This is a genomic window from Buttiauxella noackiae, from assembly GCF_000737905.1.
Taxonomy (GTDB): Bacteria; Pseudomonadota; Gammaproteobacteria; order Enterobacterales; family Enterobacteriaceae; genus Buttiauxella; species Buttiauxella noackiae.
Map to the genome: position 1 here is coordinate 113,090 of NZ_JPRU01000001.1, position 20,108 is coordinate 133,197.

Consider the following 20,108-nt stretch of genomic DNA (forward strand, 5'->3'; position numbering starts at 1 on the left):
TCATGCACTCATCTACCAATCCCGCGTCAGAGTTACATTCAACCGGCGATATTATCGTTCGGATAGGCAGCCTGACCCGAATGCTGCGCGACAGCTTACGCGAGCTGGGCCTTGATCAGGCGATTGCCGAAGCGGCAGAAGCGATTCCCGATGCTCGCGACCGCCTGGACTACGTGGTGCAGATGACCGCGCAGGCCGCAGAACGCGCGCTGAACTGTGTGGAGCTGGCTCAGCCTCATCAGAACAAACTGGAATCCGACGCCAAAGCACTCAATGGTCGCTGGGATGCCTGGTTTGAAAATCCCATCGAACTAGGTGATGCCCGTGAACTGGTTACCGATACGCGCAGCTACTTGTCTGGCGTACCGAGTCACACCAGCTTTACCAATGCCCAGCTTTTGGAAATCATGATGGCGCAGGACTTCCAGGATTTAACCGGTCAGGTCATCAAGCGCATGATGGATGTTATCCAGGAAATTGAACGCCAGTTGTTGATGGTGTTAATGGAAAACATGCCAGAACTGGATGCGCGTGCGAAACGCCCAGCCGACAGTCTGCTCAACGGCCCGCAAATGAACGCGACCGCTGCAGGTGTGGTTGCAAGCCAGGATCAGGTTGATGATTTACTGGATAGTTTAGGGTTTTAAGGCTTCGCGCAGTGCCTGGTAATGGGCGCTGCGCATCGCTTAACCCACAAACAAACCCACAAATCCCCCCGTTTTCCTCCCATTAGCGTTACCCCTTTCTGACATGCTGTGCTGGTAATTGTGGCCACGAGATTGTTGCAGTGTCAGAAGAAAGCGACGACGACAAAACAGAAGCCCCCACACCCCACCGACTTGAAAAAGCGCGCGAAGATGGGCAGATTCCCCGATCCCGCGAGTTGACCTCATTGCTTATGCTATTGGTGGGCATCAGCATTATCTGGATGGGTGGAGAACCGTTGGCGCGACAGCTGGCGGCCATGTTGTCCTCCGGACTTCATTTTGATCACAGCATTATTAACGACCCCAATCTTATCGTTAACCAAATCAGCCAACTGATAAAGCAGGCCGTCTGGGCACTGTTGCCGCTGATTATTGGGCTGGTGATTGTGGCGATTGCAGCCCCGATGCTGTTGGGTGGCATCCTGTTCAGCGGGAAGTCGATACAGTTTAAATTCAGCAAAATGAATCCAATTTCTGGGCTCGGGCGGATGTTCTCTGCTCAGGCTGGCGCTGAACTACTAAAAGCCTTTCTCAAAGCCATCCTGGTTGGCAGCGTAACGGCCTGGTATCTGCTGCATAAATGGCCAGAGATGATGCGCCTGATGAGTGAACCGCCATTGGCCGCTTTAGGACATGCACTAAATATGGTGGCGGTGTGTGGTTTGCTGATTGTTTTGGGGCTGACCCCGATGGTCGGCTTTGACGTGTTCTTCCAGATTTTCAGCAACATTAAAAAGTTACGCATGAGCCGCCAGGATATTCGCGATGAATTCAAGCAACAAGAAGGCGACCCGCATGTTAAAGGGCGTATTCGCCAACAACAGCGTGCCGCTGCGCGCCGCCGCATGATGTCGGATGTGCCGAAGGCCGATGTAATTGTGACCAACCCTACGCACTACTCGGTGGCCTTGCAGTACGACGAAAACAAAATGAGTGCGCCAAAAGTGCTGGCGAAAGGGGCGGGCCTGATTGCGTTGCGTATCCGTGAAATTGGTAATGAGCATCGCATTCCAATGCTCGAAGCTCCACCGCTGGCGCGTGCGTTATACCGCCATGCTGAAATAGGGCAACAAATTCCTGGGCAGTTGTATTCCGCCGTAGCAGAAGTGCTGGCATGGGTATGGCAACTGCGACGCTGGCGTATTGCTGGCGGTTTAATCCCGAAAAAACCTGAAAACCTTCCAGTGCCTGAAGCACTGGACTTTGCAAACGAGAAGGACTCCGATGGCTAATTTGCTCGCAACACTGCGTCTGCCTGCCAGTATGAAATCCGGGCAATGGCAAATTCTTGCCGGACCGATACTGATCTTGATGATCTTGTCGATGATGGTCCTGCCGCTCCCGGCGTTTATACTGGATTTACTGTTCACCTTTAACATCGCGTTGTCGATTATGGTTCTGCTGGTGGCGATGTTCACCCAGAAAACCCTCGAGTTCGCTGCTTTCCCAACCATTCTGCTGTTTACCACGTTACTGCGCCTGGCGTTGAACGTGGCATCAACACGTATCATTTTGATGGATGGCCATACCGGTGGTGCGGCAGCGGGTAAAGTGGTTGAGGCTTTCGGTCACTTCCTCGTTGGCGGCAACTTTGCTATCGGTATCGTGGTGTTTATCATCCTCGTTATCATCAACTTTATGGTTATCACCAAAGGTGCCGGGCGTATTGCTGAGGTCGGCGCGCGCTTTGTGCTGGACGGCATGCCGGGTAAACAGATGGCGATTGACGCCGATCTTAACGCCGGGCTGATTGGCGAAGATGAGGCGAAAAAGCGCCGTTCTGAAGTGACTCAGGAAGCTGATTTTTACGGCTCGATGGACGGGGCCAGTAAATTCGTGCGTGGCGATGCGGTCGCCGGGCTGATGATCATGGTGATTAACGTGGTGGGCGGTCTGATGGTCGGTATGCTTCAGCACGACATGCCCTTTGGCGCAGCAGCAGAAACTTATACGCTCTTGACCATCGGTGATGGCCTGGTTGCGCAGATCCCGGCACTGGTCATCTCGACCGCTGCCGGCGTTATCGTAACCCGTGTGGCAACCGACCAGGATGTTGGCGAGCAGATGGTCACCCAACTGTTCAACAATCCGCGCGTTATGCTGCTAAGTGCCGGTGTTCTTGGTTTGCTTGGCATGGTGCCGGGAATGCCTAACTTTGTCTTCCTGCTGTTTACTGCTGCATTGCTTGGGCTGGCGTGGTGGATGCGCGGACGCCAGATGGAACAGCCTGCGGCCCCATCAGCCCCGGTCAAACCGCAGGAAAACCCGCAGGCAGTTGAAGCTACATGGAATGACGTGCAACTGGAAGATTCGCTGGGAATGGAAGTGGGTTATCGCTTGATTCCGATGGTGGATTTCCAGCAGGACGGCGAGCTGTTAGGGCGAATCCGCAGCATCCGCAAAAAATTCGCGCAGGATATGGGGTTCTTACCGCCGGTGGTCCATATTCGCGACAACATGGACTTGCCGCCTGCACGCTATCGTATCCTGATGAAAGGCGTTGAGATTGGCAGTGGTGACGCTTATCCGGGGCGCTGGCTTGCTATTAATCCGGGAACTGCCGCAGGTACTCTTCCCGGCGAAACCACGACTGACCCGGCATTTGGCCTTGCCGCCACCTGGATTGAAAGTGCGCTTAAAGAGCAGGCACAAATTCAGGGCTTTACCGTAGTCGAAGCCAGTACTGTGGTCGCGACGCATCTTAACCATCTGATTGGCCAGTTTGCGCCAGAACTGTTTGGCCGCCAGGAAGCACAGCAACTGCTTGACCGTGTAACCCAGGAAATGCCGAAGCTAACGGAAGACCTGGTGCCGGGTGTGGTGACGTTAACCACATTGCACAAAGTGCTGCAAAATCTGCTGGCTGAGAAAGTACCGATTCGTGATATGCGCACAATTCTGGAAACTTTGGCAGAACATGCGCCGATCCAAAATGACCCGCATGAATTAACGGCGGTGGTACGTGTGGCGCTGGGACGAGCGATTACTCAGCAATGGTTCCCTGGCAATGGTGAAGTACAGGTGATTGGCCTGGATGCTGCACTTGAGCGTTTGTTATTGCAGGCATTGCAGGGTGGCGGTGGGCTGGAACCCGGCCTTGCGGACCGCTTGCTGGAGCAGGCTACGGAGGCACTGAAACGCCAGGAAATGCTTGGTGCGCCGCCGGTGTTGTTGGTTAACCATGCGCTGCGACCATTGCTGGCGCGTTTCTTACGTCGCAGCCTGCCGCAACTCATGGTGCTTTCAAGCCTTGAGCTTTCTGAAAACCGTAACATCCGTATGACTGCGACCATTGGAGCGAAATAATGAGCCGCTTGCTATTGCTGATTCTCTTTCCTTTAATGGGCCATGCCACAGGTGAGGGAGCATGGCAGGCCAGTGGCCCAGGTGCCACGCTTAGCCACCGGGGCATTTCTGCATCATCCCGTGCTCTGGCGCCTTCGCAACCCGTGAGCGGGGTAATGACGATGGTCGCCTGGCGTTATGAACTGATTGGGCCGACGCCTGCGGGGCTGAATGTCAGATTATGCTCGCTGACACGATGCGTTGAGATAGAAGGGCAGAGTGGTACTACGCGAGGGCTAACCAATGTGGCGGCAAATGAACCGCTGCGTTTTGTCTGGGAAGTGCCCGGTGGCGGTGCTTTTTTCCCGGCACTAAAAGTGCGCAGTAATCAGGTTATTGTTAATTACCGTTAATCCTCAAAGCCGCATTCACAATGCGGCTTTTTCTTGTTCACCTCTCATTTTCAGTCTGTGCTTTTGATAAAAACAAACCTCTGTTTTATAAATCGGTGAAGCGAGTGCTTAGACACTTTGTATTTTTGCCACCATTGCTCAAACCATGGCAAAAATGGAAAGGTTTCAATTGCCCCGTCCTTCTACCTTAGCAAGGTAAGGTTCTCGCAAGCCCGACAAGTACCGGGACGTGCAATCTCCATAAAAAAATTAACGGGGTTTGACGGCAATGAAAACACGTAAAATTGGATTGGCAAATTATCTTGCCTACGGCTCCGGGGATTTTCTCGGCGCGGGGACGACGGCACTCACCGCCGCCTGGTTGCTCTACTTCTATACTACCTTCTGTGGCCTCTCACCGATTGAAGCAACGTTTATTTTCGCCATGGCCAGGGTGCTGGATGCGGTCGTCAGTCCGCTGATGGGCTTCCTGACCGATAACTTTGGTTCTACCTGGCTTGGCAGACGTTTTGGTCGTCGTAAGTTCTTTATTATGCTCGGAATCCCGCTGGTCTTTAGCTACAGCTTTATGTGGGTTGGCGAGATGAGTTATTGGTATTACCTGGTGACCTACCTGATTTTTGATGTGGTCTACACCATGATTCTGGTGCCGTATGAAACACTGGTTCCGGAAATGACCGATGATTTCAAACAGAAAACCAAATTCTCTGGCGCACGTATCTCAATGGCGCAACTCTCCGCGATTCTTGCCGCCTTCCTGCCGGGTATTTTGTTAAATCACTTCGGGAAAGACAACGCAGTCTCCTTCTTCTACGCAAGCCTGGTATTCGCCACTATATGTGCCATCGTGCTAACACTCGTCTGGTTCTTCACCTGGGAGCGCCCACGTTCAGAATGGACTGAAGCGGCACTGCGTGCAGAAGAAGAGAAGAAAACCCTGACGTTTGCGCAGAGTATGAAACGCCTGAACGTTGAACTGACTTCTACGCTGCGCGTTAAGATCTTCCGCCAACACTTGGGCATGTATCTGGGCGGGTATATTGCTCAGGACGTGTTCAATGCTGTGTTTACCTACTATGTGGTGTTTGTGCTGATGCAAAGTGCAAGCATGGCTTCGAGCTTGCTTGGCACCATGGCGATTCTGCAATTTATTGCTGTTATCGGCATGATTCCTCTGTGTATCAAATATGGCCCGGCTCCGTCCTACCGAATGGTTGTGGTGCTTTTTGGTCTGAGTTCTATCTCTTACGCGTTGTTGTATTACGCAGGATTAAGCGATGTCTTCTCACTGCTGATGTTGGTTTCTGCTATCGCCGGCCTGGGCCGTGGCGGCATTAACTATGTGCCGTGGAATACCTACACCTATATTGCTGATGTTGATGAAGTGATTACCGGCCAGCGTCGTGAAGGGATCTTCGCCGGAATCATGACGCTAACGCGTAAAGCGTCTCAGGCAGGAGCCGTGATGCTGGTGGGTATCGTGATGCAGCTTTCTGGTTTTGTTTCTGGGCAAACCACACAGCCGCCTGCGGTTAGCCACACAATCCTGATGATTTTAAGCTTCGGTACTGTAGCGGTACTGGCATGCGGCTTCTTAGTTTCCCTGCGCTTTAGACTCAATTTACAAACTCATAGCGTGTTACGTGAAGAGACGGCGAAGATGCGTGTTGCGGGCCGCCCGGTTCCTGAAGCAACTACGCCGGAGGCTCGCGCCACAGTCGAAATGCTGGCGGGTATGCCTTACGACACGCTTTGGGGCAACAACAATATTGGCTATCTCAACCGTAATAAACCTGCAGCTCCGTCATTGAAAGAGGCTGCTGCAATGCGTTCGAATACTTCATCACAGAGGTTAAGTTAATGATTATTTATCCCGTCAAACACAGCCCTTTACTGTGCCAGCCGGAGCATTTTATTGCCCGGGATGAGTTAAAAACCCTGATCCACAAGGTGACGGATAATCTGATTAATATTAAGGATGAAACGGGCAAATTCTTACTGCGACTGGATGACGGAAGAGTCATTGATACCAAAGGTTGGGCTGGTTGGGAGTGGACGCATGGCGTCGGTCTGTACGGCATGCATCAATATTATCGCCAGACCGGCGATAAGAAGATGTGCGAAATTATTGATAGCTGGTTTGCCGACCGTTTCGCCGAAGGTGCTACCACCAAAAACGTCAATACTATGGCACCGTTCCTGACACTGGCTTATCGCTACGAAGAGACGCATGACCCATCGTATTTGCCGTGGTTAGAAAGCTGGGCTGAGTGGGCAATGTATGAAATGCCACGTACCGAACATGGCGGCATGCAGCACATTACGCTTGCTGAAGAGAACCATCAGCAGATGTGGGACGACACGCTGATGATGACCGTATTACCGCTGGCAAAAATTGGAAAACTGCTAAATCGCCCGGAGTATGTGGAAGAGGCGACCTATCAGTTCCTGTTACATGTGCAGAACCTGATGGATAGGGAGACCGGGCTGTGGTTCCACGGCTGGAACTACGAAGGCAACCATAATTTTGCTCACGCCCGTTGGGCGCGGGGGAATAGCTGGTTGACGATAGTCATTCCAGACTTCCTTGAACTGGTGGATTTACCTGAGAACAACGCAGTGCGTCGCTATCTGGTACAGGTACTGGAAAATCAGGTTGCGGCATTGGCGAAATGCCAGGACGACAGTGGTTTGTGGCACACCTTGCTCGACGATCCACAATCGTATCTGGAGGCCTCAGCAACGGCAGGCTTTGCCTACGGCATCCTGAAAGGAATCCGCAAACGCTATATTGGCAAAGAGTATGCGCAAGTCGCTGAGAAGGCGATGAAGGGAATTGTGAGAAATATCTCCCCGGAAGGTGAGTTATTGCAGGTTTCATTTGGTACAGGAATGGGCAGTAACCTGGAGTTTTACCGCCAAATCCCGCTTACCTCAATGCCGTACGGGCAGGCGATGGCGATACTTTGTCTGGGCGAGTATCTGCGGATTTATATGTAAACGCATATCACAGGCCTGGGGAACCGGGCCTGCAAATTACTGCGAAATCAAACCTGCTGGCAAACCCCATAAAGTTCCTCCAATTTAATAATAAATAAATGGCGTAATGTGGGTCGCAATTCATTATGCTGCCGCAATCGATAAGCCCTTCACTGGTTTTTACCCTCCTTAACGATAATGAGAATGGCGAAGCGGAGCTTCCCTTTCGACCCCTCCTTTCTTATTGATCCCTGGTCTGGATTAATAACTAAACGATGACAGGCGTTCTCCGTTTCGTGCCGTCATCAGGATAAATTGATGTCTATTTCCCCGTTAGCCCGGGTTGCCAGTAATAGTATTGTGGAACCGGGTGTGGTGCTCGGTGCGCATGTAAGTATTGGCCCGTTTTGTGTTATTTCCGCAGGTGTCGTGATAGGCGAAGGAACTGTTGTTGGTGCTTACTCGGTAATTAATGGCCTGACAACAATCGGCTGTGACAATACTTTCGGCCAGTTTTCATCCATAGGTGAAGCGAATCAGGATCTTAAATATGCCGCTGAGCCGACGACGGTCGTTATTGGTGACCGGAATCAGATTGGCAAAAATACCACTATTCATCGTGGAACGATTCAGGGGCTTAGCACCACTCTCATCGGTAATGACAATCGCTTTTTGAATTGTGTGCATGTCGGTCATGATTGTGTGGTCGGTAATGGCACATTGATTGGTGATAACAGTGGGCTTGCCGGGCACGTTGAGCTTGATGATGATGCGCAGATAGGTTTTATGTGTGCTATCCATCAATTTTGTATATTGGCGAGTGGGGTTAAGATCCTCGACCAATCAGCAGTGGTTCAGGATGTACCGCCGTTTGTGACGGCTGGTGGTAACCGCGCCGTGCCGCTGGGTATCAACATAAGTTCGAAAGCATTTCAGGCGTTACAGCCAGAGCAGCAGGATTTGATTCATATATTGTATGAGCGGTTTTACAACCAGGCGCTGGCGATAGAAGAAGTGAAGAGATCTTTGAAAATACTGGAGAGTGATTATCCGGTGATTGGACTTTATGACCGGTTTTTTGCTCGGTCGGCGCGGGGTATTGTTCGCTAACCAGATTTGAAAAAGCTCGCCGCACCAGTCGGCGAGCTTTTTGCTATTACATACGTTCTACAGTTTCGATACCCAGGGTATCCAGACCCAGCTTCAGCGTTTTCGCGGTCAACAGAGCCAGTTTCAGGCGGCTGTTACGCGCTTCAATAGAGTCAGCGCTCAGAATTGGGCAGTGCTCGTAGAAACCAGAGAACAGACCTGCTACGTCGTACAAGTAAGTACACATCACGTGTGGTGTACCATCACGCGCAACCACATTCAGGGTTTCTTCAAATTGCAGCAGACGTGCCGCCAACTGTGCTTCGCGGTCTTCAGTAATCACCACTGGTGCTTTCAGCAATTGTGCTTCATCAATGTCGGCTTTACGGAACACAGACAGCACACGGGTATAGGCGTACTGCATATACGGCGCGGTGTTGCCTTCGAAGGCGAGCATGTTGTCCCAGTCGAAGATGTAGTCGGTGGTGCGGCTTTTCGACAGGTCGGCGTATTTCACCGCGCCGATGCCGACGGATTTCGCCAGTTGCTCCAGCTCATCCGCAGGCATGTCCGGGTTTTTCTCGGCTACCAGATTACGCGCGCGTTCCATCGCTTCGTCGAGCAGATCGGTCAGTTTAACCGTGCCGCCGGAACGGGTTTTGAACGGCTTGCCGTCTTTGCCCAGCATCATACCGAACATCTGGTGTTCCAGCGTGACGGATTCCGGAACATAACCGGCTTTACGCACGATGGTCCATGCCTGCATCAGGTGCTGGTGCTGGCGGGAGTCGATAAAGTACAGAACGCGGTCGGCGTGCAGGGTTTCGTAGCGGTATTTCGCGCAGGCGATGTCGGTGGTGGTGTACAGATAGCCGCCATCTTTTTTCTGGATGATCACGCCCATCGGGTCGCCGTCTTTGTTCTTGAACTCGTCCAGGAACACGACGGTTGCGCCTTCACTTTCAACTGCCAGACCTTTGGCTTTCAGGTCTGCCACGATGCCCGGCAGCATTGGGTTGTACAGGCTTTCACCCATTACGTCGTCGCGAGTCAGCGTGACGTTCAGACGGTCATAAGTCTGCTGGTTCTGGGTCATGGTGATATCGACCAGCTTGCGCCACATTTCGCGGCAGTATTCGTCACCGCCTTGCAGTTTTACCACGTAACCGCGCGCGCGCTCGGCAAACTCTGCATCTTCATCGTAGTGTTTCTTGGCGGCACGGTAGAACTCTTCCAGGTCCGCCAGCGCCATTTCACCGGCGTTTTCCTGCTGCTGCTTTTCGAGATAGGCGATCAGCATACCGAACTGCGTGCCCCAGTCACCGACGTGGTTTGCGCGGATAACTTTGTGGCCGAGGAATTCCAGCGTGCGCACCGCTGCGTCACCAATAATGGTGGAGCGAATGTGGCCGACGTGCATCTCTTTCGCCACGTTTGGCGCGGAATAGTCGACAACGATAGTTTGTGGCGCGACGGTATCGACGCCAACGCGATCGGAGGCAACTGCTGCATCCACGTTTTTCGCCAGGAACGCCGGGTCCAGGAAGATATTAATGAAGCCGGGGCCGGCGATTTCAACTTTACTGGCAATTCCGGTCAAATCCAGATTGGCAATCACCAACTCTGCGACTTGTCGTGGTGGCTTGCCCAGTGATTTTGCAACTGACATCACGCCATTGGCCTGATAGTCGCCGAACTGAACTTTTGCTGACTGACGAACCTGTGGTTCGCAATCCGCAGGTGCACCTGCGGCAATCAGTGCCTGACTGACTTTATCTGAGAGAAGAGCCTGAATATTCACCGGGATACCTTACTTTTTGCTAAGGGCTGCCGTGATATTTACAGCAGCCGTATCATTGGGGATAAAATTAGGGCGTAAGTATAACTGTATTTATCTGCCTTAGTCAGCAAAAGCCTTGCCCAGTGCGCCCTGGACTAATATCAACGGTATAATGAATAACCATTCAGAAATATAGCCACGTTTCGGGTGTTGGTGATATCGGCCTGAATTGGTAGATTAGGCCGCATTCGTGACTTGAGAGGATAGGGTAATGGCCAACTGGCAGACAATTGCAGAACTGAATGATATTTCAGCGGATCTGCCGCGATTTACACAAGCGTTAACAGAACTTTCCGCACGGCTTGATCTTGAAATCGCGCCACTCGACGCGGATCACATTTCTCTGCGCTGCCATCAGAATACGACGGCGGAACGCTGGCGTGCCGGCCTGGAAAAATGCGGCATATTGCTGTCGGAAAATATCATTAACGACCGCCCAATTTGCCTGTTCAAATTAGACGAACCGGTTTGCGTGGCTCACTGGCAATTTAGCGTAGTCGAATTACCGTGGCCGGGTGAAAAACGCTATCCGCATGAAGGTTGGGAGCATGTAGAGATTGTGCTGCCGGGCGAGCCTGAAACGCTAAATGCGCGAGCGCTGGATTTAATGTCTGACGCGGGTTTACGCCAGACAGGGATTTCAGTGAAAACCAGTTCGCCAAAAGGCGAACGTGAGCGCTTGCCAAACCCAACGCTTGCGGTGACCGATGGCAAAGTCACCATCAAATTCCATCCATGGAGTATTGAAGAGATTGTAGCCAGCGAATTAGCCGACTGATCTCACGGCTGCTTCCATGCGTTTAATGGCTTCGTTAAGCGTTGCGAAGGTGCAGCCAAAGTTAATGCGCACAAATTTCGCTTCGCCAAAATCAGCACCTGGAGAGAACCCCAGCCCCGCTTTCTGGAAGAATAGCGTCGGGTTTTCTACTGGCAGAGCGCTTGCATCCACCCATCCGAGGTAAGTGGCGGGTGGAGATGCCATCGTAAGGCCAGGCATATTATTCACGGCACTCATCAAAAAGTCGCGATTGTGGCGTAAATATGGCAGTAACTCCTGTAGCCACGGCTCGCCATCGCGCCACGCGGCGGTGGCGGCAGTCAGCGCCAACACATCCACACTTGGTACAATCCCATCGCGAACCGTATTAAATTGCTTGCGTAAGTGTGGGTCAGGGATAATCGCAAGTGATGCGCCAAGCCCGGCAATATTGAAAGTTTTGGATGGCGAAAGCAGCGTGATAGAACGCTGTTCTGCGTCGTGGCTCAGTGTTGCGAAAGGAATATGTTTCGCACCCGCTTCAAGCAGCAAATCGCAGTGAATTTCATCAGAGCAGACAATCATGTCGTGGCGTTGAGCGAACGCCAACTGCTGCTGTAATTCTTCACGTGTATAGATGGTGCCGCCGGGATTTTGCGGGTTGCACAACATCAGCAATTTTTCTTTGCCGGTGAGCTGAGATTCCAGCGTCTGCAAATCCATAATCCAGCGGCCATTTTCAAGGCGCAGTGGTGCGTTGAGTTGTAAGCGATTGGCAAATGCGGATGACTTACGGAAAGGTGGGTAAATCGGTGTTGGCGCAATGGTCGTTTCATCGGGGGCCGTAAAGGCACGAACACTTAAATTCAAGCCCGCGACAATGCCCGGTAAAAAGACGATCCATTCTGGTTTAATTTGCCACTGGTAGCGGCTGGCCATTCTTTCAACGACAACATCAACTAATTCTTGCGGCCGGTTACCGTACCCAAAAACGCCGTGTTCTACTCGTTTATGAAGGGCTTCGAGAATACAAGGTGGTGAGCGAAAATCCATATCTGCCACCCACATAGGTAACACTTCATCACCATATTTATTCCACTTCGAACTGTCGCTGTGACGGCGGTCGATGCCTTCATCAAAATTGAATGCCATGATTGTACTCATCATATTTTAAGTTGCAGGGGGCTGCACTCAATTGCCCGAATCGCATACTGAAGTAAGCTCATCGGGATAATCTCCTTTGCCGCTTACCTGCAACTCGAATTATTTAGAGTACCGCTACCTTTTAGTGATCGTGGTTTCACATTATCATTTTGAATCGGTGACACAACCGCCAGGCTAAAGATTTTTAAGGAGTAATCAATGCCGTTGCTTGAGATATGTTGTTATGGAATTGACTGTGCAGTGACAGCACAACAGGCCGGAGCGGACAGAATTGAATTGTGTGCAGCGCCAAAAGAAGGCGGGCTAACCCCTTCGGCTGGCGTGCTGCGTAAAGTTAAAGAACGAGTTTCGATTCCTGTGCACCCGATTATTCGCCCGCGCGGTGGTGATTTTTGTTACACCGATGCCGAGTTCGAGACCATGCTTGAGGATATCGCTTTCGTAAGCGAGTTAGGTTATCCGGGTTTGGTCATCGGCATGTTAGACGGCGAAGGGCATGTTGATATGCCGCGCATGAAGCGAGTGATGGAACAAGCGCAGGGGATGGCGGTCACTTTTCACCGGGCGTTTGATATGTGCCATAACCCCCATCTGGCATTGGAACAACTCACAGATTTAGGCGTGGCGCGCATCCTGACTTCAGGCCAACAGCAGAATGCAGAATTAGGACTTTCATTACTTAGGGAACTAAAACAACATTCCCGTGCTCCAATCATTATGGCAGGTGCTGGCGTGCGATTGAGCAACTTGAAAAAGTTTGTCGATCAAGGCATTGACGAAATGCACAGTTCAGCCGGGCAGACCGTGCCATCACCGATGCGTTACCGTAAAGCGGGTGTGTCGATGAGCGCTGATGCGGAAGCCGATGAGTTTAACCGTTACTGCGTTGATGGCGATGTAGTGGCAGCAATGAAAGCCGTGTTGGTTGCAGGCAAAACTGCAGCCTGACGAAAAAAGTTTTAACCGCGCATCACGTCGCCCATGTGATGTTGCTCGTACCAGGCCCCGGCGTTTTGCTGGGGCTTTTTTTATCCAAAATCTGTACGGTTTATTATCAATCTTTGTTTAAAATATATCTGGAACATACCAATATAATTAAGTGGCTTATTTGTAGTGAACTTGTTAATAATTTCACGAGTTTGGTGTATTTTTGCTGTTCTGTACATTAGGTTACATACGGATACTAATCACTTAAGGAATTAACAGCCCTACTTCTTTATTATTAAAATTCCTTTAAAAATATGTTGATAGAGTAAGTATTTCTATTTTTTATTTTTATTCAGTAACTGAAACGCAGTGTTAATTATGAAAATAAACAAAACTCTCTTATTGCATATTTCTATGGCTGTGCTTGCAGCTTTGGTTTTGACGCTACCTCCATTTATCAATAGCCTTAAGCCTGCATTAAAGTTTCAGCCATTAATTAAAACCATGGAAGGAACGCGCAAAGTTCAGGCCGAAAAAATCGCCACCATTTCACACGCTCTGGACGGGAATGCGATCTTTTTCCTTGGCGCATCAGAAGTCTCGACGTCAGAAAATGAGCACTTTGCGGTTTATAATTTCTTTAACACCAAACTGCATCACCCAACCGTGGCCTACGGTGACAGCTTTGTTGATAACATGACACAGCTTGCTTTGTTGACGCGTTTTAAACAGGAATTGTCGCCAAAAACAAAACTGGTGCTGCTCTTGTCACCGGATAGTTTCTATTTTGATGGTATTCCACCGACAATTTTCGCTGACCATTTCCCGGACTCGGTATTTAAACCGTTAATGTCGGATGCAACCATGCATCCTATTTTGACCCATTATCTAACCCATATTGATCCGCAAGACGTCGACCATCTGACATTTAGCCAGATGCGCATTTTCGGTTGGCATTTCAATATTGTCTGGCGAGAAATTAACTATCAGTTCGCTTCTTTCTGTGAATTGATCAGAGATTATTTTCTGTCACTGACTCATTTTGGTTACTCAAATACACAATCATGGCCTGCAATACCCGATAACTGGTCAAATATCGACTGGAGCGCAGAACTTCAGCAAGCGCAGAAACTTAATCTCGCTCGTCATGAAAGTGCGGCGACGTTATGGATGGATAAAGACATCTTCTCAGACGATAAAGCGGTAGAAGATTGGTATACCGCACCTCCAGCACGTTCAGAAAGAGAGGCGTTTATCGCAATGATGAAGCTGCTGCACGAGCGCAAGGTGAATGTCGTGGTGATTATCGACCCGCTAAACCCCTGGGCGCTCAAGAACACTGATAAATTCCGACCGACCGATCGTTTCATCCAACAGACGCTGAAAAAATATAACACCCCGTATTTTGATATGTACGACCAAAGCTATCAACCGGGATGGAACTGGGATCGCCTTCATCCAACCGAAGTGGCATGGGTCGCAATGGATCGTTATATCGCAGAGGCGTTTAAAAAATGAAAAAAGCAATCAGACTCTTTTTCCTCTATTTATTTTTGCTGACAACGGTCATAGCCTGGTCATCTATTGATAACAGCATGAATCTGAAGCTGCATTTTGAATATCAGCAGTTTTAAGGGCTATAACCATGTATACAAGTGCACCTTTTTTCGCAGTGTTATTCGCCAGTTCGCTATTATTCACAGGGCTTAATCGCCTGGCGGCGAATCGGTTGACTTATGCGTCACTATTTTCAGCTTTTGCGATGTTTGCTGTTTAGGGATACATTTTCAAAAACCAGATAACAATCCCACTGCTGATGTTTGTTTATTTGTACGGTATTGCAACGTTAAAAGACAAATCCTGGATTAAAACCTGGCAGGCGGTGACGCTAAGTTTATTGCCGCTTATCCTGGTGAAGTTGCACCTTAATAACCACTGGGGCATGTTGGGTTTGTCATTTATGACCTTCAGAGCGGTGGATGTTTTACTTTATCGCAATAAAAAGGACTCCAGGAGCTTTTTCCAATATTTCAGCTATCTGTTTTTGCCGTTTATTATCCTGGCAGGGCCGATGTATCGCTGGAGAAGTTGGGTTCAGGATATAACCAAACCTAGCTTTCGCTTAACGATGGATGTGTTCCTGCAATCGATGGAACAGATCTTTTATGGCATTGTGCAAAAATTCCTGTTTGCGATGTTGATTGATAATTTCATCATCAGCCACTGGAGCCATCGTCCTTTTACCCTGACCGTGGGTGTGGTGATGTCACTGGCCTATAGTTTTTATCTTTATTTCGATTTTGCTGGTTACAGCAATATGGCTATTGGGGCAGGACGTTTATTTGGCCTTAATTTACCGGCCAATTTCAACTTGCCTATCCTTGCAAAAAATCCACAGGATTTCTGGCGCAGGTTTCATATTAGCCTGTCAGAGTGGCTGCGTGATGTAGTCTTCATGCCAATCTATATGAACTTGATGAAGATTGAATTTTTCCGGGAGCACAAAGCCACTGCACAAAACATTGGTGTTTTTTGTACTTTATTTTGTATGGGGGCGTGGAACGGCCTGGAGTTGAATTACGTTGTCAGCGGCGCTCTGTTTGGTGCAATTGCAGTGATTCACAATATGATTCTTTGGCTTGCAAAGCGCAGCCCGAAAATGACCCACTGGTTAAATAATCCGGTTATTTCATTTGTAGGGCGAATTTTGACGCTGGCAAGTGCCGCAGTCTCTCTTTATATATTTAGCGGGATGTCACCTGTATGACTATTAACTCTGAACTACAGCAACTCAATGATTATCTGCGGGCTACGCTGCTCGACCCGAAAAATGGTCAACAACCAGCGATCACGGGTAGTGACAATAGCCTGACCTGGGCACAGCTTGGGGCAGGGGTTCTTGATTGGGCGGCACGTTTCTCAATGTTAAAATTGGCAGCTAACATTCCAGTGGTACTTTATGGTCACCAGCAGGCGGAGTTTGCTTGCGCAATTTATAGCTGCTTATTGCATAACATTCCGTATATACCGGTTGATAATATTTATCCGGCAGAACGACTGAAAGAGATCTGCGAATTATCCCACGCACCTTACTATTATGATGTGCAGCAGCGCTGTTTTGTGTCCACGGGTATTTCTGCACAAGAGCTGGAACAGCGGGACTTGGCCTACATTATGTTTACGTCTGGCAGCACTGGTAAACCTAAAGGCGTGCAAATTGGCCGGGAGAGCGTATGGAATTTCATGGAATGGCTGCGCTCTGATTTCTGTTTGCCAGCAAATCCGGTACTGATGAACCACGCGGTATTTAGTTTCGACTTATCGTTAATTCCTCTGCTCGGAAACCTTGCGACGGGCGGGCATCTTGTTCTGAATGCAAAAGAGGATATTGCCGCTGAAAACTGGTTGGCAAATCTGAAAAAAGAAAAGGTGTCCGTATGGATTTCTACACCTTCATTTGCTTATCAAAAATTATTGCTTCCTGAATTCCGTGCTGATTATTTATCTGACCTTAAGGTCTTTATTTTTATCGGTGAAGTACTCAGTAAAGCATTGGTAAAACATTTACGCCGTCTGTTCCCTGAGGCAAAAATACTGAATTCGTATGGCCCAACCGAAGCGACAGTCGCGACGACGGTGGTAGAAATCAGCGATGAAATGATGAAAGAGCCGTGCGATCTCTTGCCGATAGGCCACATGATGCCGCATTCGGAAATGGAAATTACCGCAGATAATGAATTAATTATCTGGGGAAAAAACGTGATGCGTGGCTACCTCGGTTTGCCGGAAGAGAATGCGAAAAAGCTTTTATGGAATGAAAATAAGCAATGGCGCGGCTATAAAACAGGTGATTTAGGGCGTTTCGGGAATAATTATCTCTACTGCCAGGGGCGTAACGACAGCCAGATAAAAATGAATGGCTACCGTATTGAAATCCATGAAATCGAAAATCGCCTGTTGGCGCTTTCGGGTATTAGCGAAGCGGTGGTGTTACCGCTGACTAAAAAAGACGGTGCTGTTTTACGTCTGGCCGCATTTTGTACCTCAAAGCTTTCTGAAAAAGAGATCAAAGCTAATCTCACCAAAACTTTACCGTCTTATATGGTGCCTTCACAGATTGTCATCATGGACGCATTACCTCTCAACCCTAACGGGAAGATTGATCGCAAATTACTCGATGCACAGGCTCGAACCTGTTAATCATCTAAGGGCAGAAAATGGAACAGAAAGTTTTAGCATTATTTGAAAATGTCTTATCGCGCAAAGTCGCTTTTCACGATGAGCTGATTGAATCCGATATTCTCGACTCGATTACTGCGGTTGATGTGGTACTGGAAGTGCAGGTGGAGTTCGGATGCGCTATTCCGCCGACTGAAGTGGCAAGCGTCCTGAAAACACCAGCAACATTAGCGGCCTGGCTTGAAGAAAACGCTTAACGACAAAAAGTGGCTCCGGTATTTTACTGGGGTTTTTCATATTAAGTTGCTGAATTAAACGTGTTAGGCTCCCTTAAAATAATGGAGAGCAAAATGAACATGTCAGATAAAGAGCTTTACGATGAGATGTGTCGTGTGGTCGGGAAGGTAGTGCTTGAGATGCGCGACCTGGGTCAAGAACCAAAACATGTTGTCATTGCGGGAGTGGTCAGAACCATGTCTGCCAATAGCAAGATTCAGCGTTCTGAACTAACAAGTGCTGCAATGCAAGAAGTCATTCGGGCGCTTGGATTTGAGGCGAAATAAGTAAGGCCACATTCTGTGGCCTTAAATAGTTATGGCTTACGAGCTACCAGAACGGCGCGCAGTGGGGCAGGATAGCCCTCGATGGTTTTGCTCGCATCGTTAGGATCAAGGAAGTCGGCCAGTGATTCGGTGGTCAGCCAGCTAGTACGGCGTTGTTCTTCACTTGTGGTATAGCAATGGTCGACAATTTTTACATCGACAAAACCGCACTTCTCCAACCAGTTTTTCAACGCTAACGCTGACGGGATGAAATAAACGTTACGCATTTGCGCGTAACGTTCACCTGGCACCAACACGGTGTTCTCATCGCCTTCCACAACCAGGGTTTCCAGAACCAGTTCGCCATCTTTAGCGAGCTGATTTTTTAGCTGATAAAGATGGTCTAGCGGTGAGCGGCGGTGATAGAGCACGCCCATTGAGAACACAGTATCAAAGATATTGAGTTCAGGAAGTTGCTCAATACCCAGTGGTAGCACATGAGCACGTTGATCGTTACCCAATAACTTACGCACGGCCTCAAATTGGCAAACAAACAGCTGCATCGGATCGATACCCACCGCGAGGTGTGCGCCCGCACCTATCATGCGCCACAGGTGATAACCGCTACCGCAGCCGACATCCAGAATGGTGCGCCCGGTTAGTGGAGATATGTGCGGTAAGACGCGATCCCATTTCAGGTCGGAACGCCATTCGGTATCGATGTCCACGCCATACAGAGAATATGGCCCTTTACGCCATGGCATCAGGTTGCGCAGTAGTTTTTCAATCCCCAGTCGCTGCCCATCGCTGAGTGGCGTTTCAGATTCAGCGGTGACGCTGTGCAATAAATCCAGGCGATACGGCTTCAGTTCTGGCAAGTATTCAACGGTGTTGTGCCAGTGCTTGAACTGGCCGTGCAGGTTCTCTCGCTGCCATGTGGCAATTTGTGCAGGCAGGGTTTCTAACCACGGAGCCAGCGGGCTTTTCGCAATAAGCTGATAAAAATTACCAAAGTCGATCATGCAGATGTTCCTGATTTCAGTGCAACCAAAGAGCCAAAGTTAAAGCACTGGAACCATAATTCTGCGTGGTCAAATCCGGCTTGTTTGAGGCGTTTTTTATGTGTTTCGACAGAGTCGGTGAGCATGACGTTTTCCAGCATGCTGCGTTTTTGGCTGATTTCCAGCTCGCTATAGCCGTTCGCGCGTTTAAAGTCGTGGTGCATATTGAACAGCAATTCACCCACTTCACTATCTTCAAAGCTGAATTTCTCGGACAGCACTAACGCGCCACCAGGGTTAAGACCTTGATAAATTTTTTCCAGCAGAAATTTGCGGTCATCGGGTTCAAGAAATTGCAGAGTGAAGTTCAGCACCACCATCGACGCATTTTCGATAACGATATCGCGGATGTCGCCTTCTATAACATCGACTGGGGTTTGCGCTTTAAATGCGTCAAGGTGACGACGGCAGCGCTCAACCATCGCTGGCGAGTTATCTACCGCGATAATTTTACAGTTGTCATGCTGGATGTTACGACGCACGGATAACGTTGCCGCGCCAAGCGAGCAACCAAGGTCATAGACCTGGCTACCAGGTGCCACAAAGCGCTCCGCCAGCATGCCAATCATCGAAATGATGTTGGAGTAGCCAGGCACCGATCGTTGAATCATATCGGGGAACACTTCAGCCACGCGTTCATCAAAGGTCCAGTCACCTAATTTGGCGATCGGGGCGGAAAACAGCGTATCGCGGTCAGACATAACGTTAAATCCGGAAATTCGAAAGGGGCATATTTTGCGTTAATGCAGCGAGAAAACCAACTCCCATGGCATATACCATAGGTTAGCCAGCACCATCAGGATTAAAGAGCTCCATGTTGCACTCATACCGGAGCGACGCCAGCTGATTAAACGATGATGAAATCCATAAGCATGCATCAGGCGCCCAGAAATTAGCAGCAGCCCGCAAACATGCACCATCCAGGTTTCGGCACCATTCATTTCCATCAGTAATAAAAGCAGTAACGCAACGGGGATATATTCCACCGCATTACCATGAATTCTAATTGCGCTCTGGAGTTCGCTAAAACCACCGTCACCATATGAGACGCGGTACTGCAAACGCATACGAACAACATCAAACGAGAACTTAATTAGCAACAAAGCACCCAACACGGCGTAGAGCGCGCTTACCATACCCACATCCTTTAGAGATAGTTCCAGCA

General features: G+C 49.5%; 18 protein-coding genes and 1 pseudogene. 14 read left to right on the top strand and 5 right to left on the bottom strand.

Going from position 1 to position 20,108, the window contains the following annotated elements; all coding sequences use genetic code 11:
- Positions 1-2: 2 nt before the first annotated feature.
- From cheZ to lpxA, 7 genes are all read left to right on the top strand, one after another.
- Positions 3-647, top strand: coding sequence for a protein phosphatase CheZ (gene cheZ / locus IX31_RS00455; RefSeq protein WP_034455095.1), 645 nt, complete (start codon positions 3-5; stop codon positions 645-647).
- 140 nt (positions 648-787) lie between these two features.
- Positions 788-1,939, top strand: a complete 1,152-nt coding sequence (gene flhB, locus IX31_RS00460) for a flagellar biosynthesis protein FlhB (RefSeq protein ID WP_034455096.1) — start codon at positions 788-790, stop codon at positions 1,937-1,939.
- On the top strand, positions 1,932-4,013 hold the full coding sequence (flhA, locus tag IX31_RS00465) for a flagellar biosynthesis protein FlhA (protein ID WP_034455097.1): 2,082 nt from the start codon (positions 1,932-1,934) through the stop codon (positions 4,011-4,013). Before flhB ends, flhA begins: the two co-directional genes overlap by 8 nt.
- Positions 4,013-4,405, top strand: coding sequence for a flagellar protein FlhE (gene flhE / locus IX31_RS00470; RefSeq protein ID WP_034455098.1), 393 nt, complete (start codon positions 4,013-4,015; stop codon positions 4,403-4,405). The genes flhA and flhE overlap by 1 nt, the downstream gene beginning before the upstream one ends.
- Before the next feature lie 268 nt (positions 4,406-4,673).
- Entirely contained in the window at positions 4,674-6,266 is a 1,593-nt protein-coding gene (locus tag IX31_RS00475) for an MFS transporter (protein WP_034455099.1), read from the top strand.
- Positions 6,266-7,405, top strand: a complete 1,140-nt coding sequence (gene bglB, locus IX31_RS00480) for a beta-galactosidase BglB (RefSeq protein ID WP_034455100.1) — start codon at positions 6,266-6,268, stop codon at positions 7,403-7,405. Before IX31_RS00475 ends, bglB begins: the two co-directional genes overlap by 1 nt.
- 297 nt (positions 7,406-7,702) lie before the next feature.
- A complete protein-coding gene (lpxA, locus tag IX31_RS00485) occupies positions 7,703-8,494 on the top strand; it encodes an acyl-ACP--UDP-N-acetylglucosamine O-acyltransferase (protein ID WP_034455101.1) in 792 nt (263 codons plus the stop codon).
- A 46-nt stretch (positions 8,495-8,540) separates the two neighbouring features.
- On the opposite strand, the gene argS is transcribed toward lpxA, so the two are convergent.
- The gene (argS, locus tag IX31_RS00490) at positions 8,541-10,274 is read right to left on the bottom strand and encodes an arginine--tRNA ligase (RefSeq protein WP_034455102.1); all 1,734 of its coding nucleotides are present in this window, start codon (positions 10,272-10,274) and stop codon (positions 8,541-8,543) included.
- 250 nt (positions 10,275-10,524) lie between these two features.
- Here argS and IX31_RS00495 point away from each other — a divergent pair, with 250 nt between their 5' ends.
- Positions 10,525-11,091, top strand: a complete 567-nt coding sequence (locus IX31_RS00495) for a VOC family protein (protein ID WP_034455103.1) — start codon at positions 10,525-10,527, stop codon at positions 11,089-11,091.
- Here the strand turns inward: IX31_RS00495 and IX31_RS00500 are convergent.
- Positions 11,080-12,222, bottom strand: a complete 1,143-nt coding sequence (locus IX31_RS00500) for a MalY/PatB family protein (RefSeq protein ID WP_034455104.1) — start codon at positions 12,220-12,222, stop codon at positions 11,080-11,082. The genes IX31_RS00495 and IX31_RS00500 overlap by 12 nt on opposite strands.
- 210 nt (positions 12,223-12,432) lie before the next feature.
- Between IX31_RS00500 and cutC the strand changes: the two genes are divergently transcribed.
- From cutC to fumD, 6 genes and pseudogenes are all read left to right on the top strand, one after another.
- Positions 12,433-13,182 (top strand): copper homeostasis protein CutC, encoded by a 750-nt coding sequence (gene cutC / locus IX31_RS00505; protein ID WP_034455105.1) that lies wholly within the window; start codon positions 12,433-12,435, stop codon positions 13,180-13,182.
- 357 nt (positions 13,183-13,539) lie between these two features.
- Positions 13,540-14,679: a D-alanyl-lipoteichoic acid biosynthesis protein DltD gene (locus IX31_RS00510; RefSeq protein ID WP_034455106.1), complete on the top strand. Its 1,140-nt coding sequence runs from the start codon at positions 13,540-13,542 to the stop codon at positions 14,677-14,679.
- Positions 14,680-14,806: 127 nt separating this feature from the next.
- A pseudogene (locus IX31_RS00515) lies at positions 14,807-15,928 on the top strand (MBOAT family O-acyltransferase).
- Positions 15,925-17,361, top strand: coding sequence for an AMP-binding protein (locus IX31_RS00520; RefSeq protein ID WP_034455107.1), 1,437 nt, complete (start codon positions 15,925-15,927; stop codon positions 17,359-17,361). Before IX31_RS00515 ends, IX31_RS00520 begins: the two are co-directional and overlap by 4 nt.
- Positions 17,362-17,378: 17 nt before the next feature.
- Entirely contained in the window at positions 17,379-17,597 is a 219-nt protein-coding gene (locus tag IX31_RS00525; protein WP_034455108.1) for an acyl carrier protein, read from the top strand.
- A gap of 93 nt (positions 17,598-17,690) precedes the next feature.
- Positions 17,691-17,903, top strand: coding sequence for a fumarate hydratase FumD (gene fumD, locus IX31_RS00530; RefSeq protein ID WP_034455109.1), 213 nt, complete (start codon positions 17,691-17,693; stop codon positions 17,901-17,903).
- A gap of 29 nt (positions 17,904-17,932) precedes the next feature.
- On the opposite strand, the gene cmoB is transcribed toward fumD, so the two are convergent.
- Genes cmoB through IX31_RS00545 form a run of 3 tightly spaced genes read right to left on the bottom strand, consistent with a single transcriptional unit; the run spans position 17,933 to position 20,079 of the window.
- Positions 17,933-18,904, bottom strand: coding sequence for a tRNA 5-methoxyuridine(34)/uridine 5-oxyacetic acid(34) synthase CmoB (gene cmoB, locus IX31_RS00535; RefSeq protein ID WP_034455110.1), 972 nt, complete (start codon positions 18,902-18,904; stop codon positions 17,933-17,935).
- Positions 18,901-19,644: a carboxy-S-adenosyl-L-methionine synthase CmoA gene (gene cmoA / locus IX31_RS00540; protein ID WP_034455111.1), complete on the bottom strand. Its 744-nt coding sequence runs from the start codon at positions 19,642-19,644 to the stop codon at positions 18,901-18,903. The genes cmoB and cmoA overlap by 4 nt, the downstream gene beginning before the upstream one ends.
- Positions 19,645-19,683: 39 nt before the next feature.
- Positions 19,684-20,079, bottom strand: a complete 396-nt coding sequence (locus IX31_RS00545) for an MAPEG family protein (protein ID WP_034455112.1) — start codon at positions 20,077-20,079, stop codon at positions 19,684-19,686.
- Positions 20,080-20,108 lie beyond the last annotated feature (29 nt).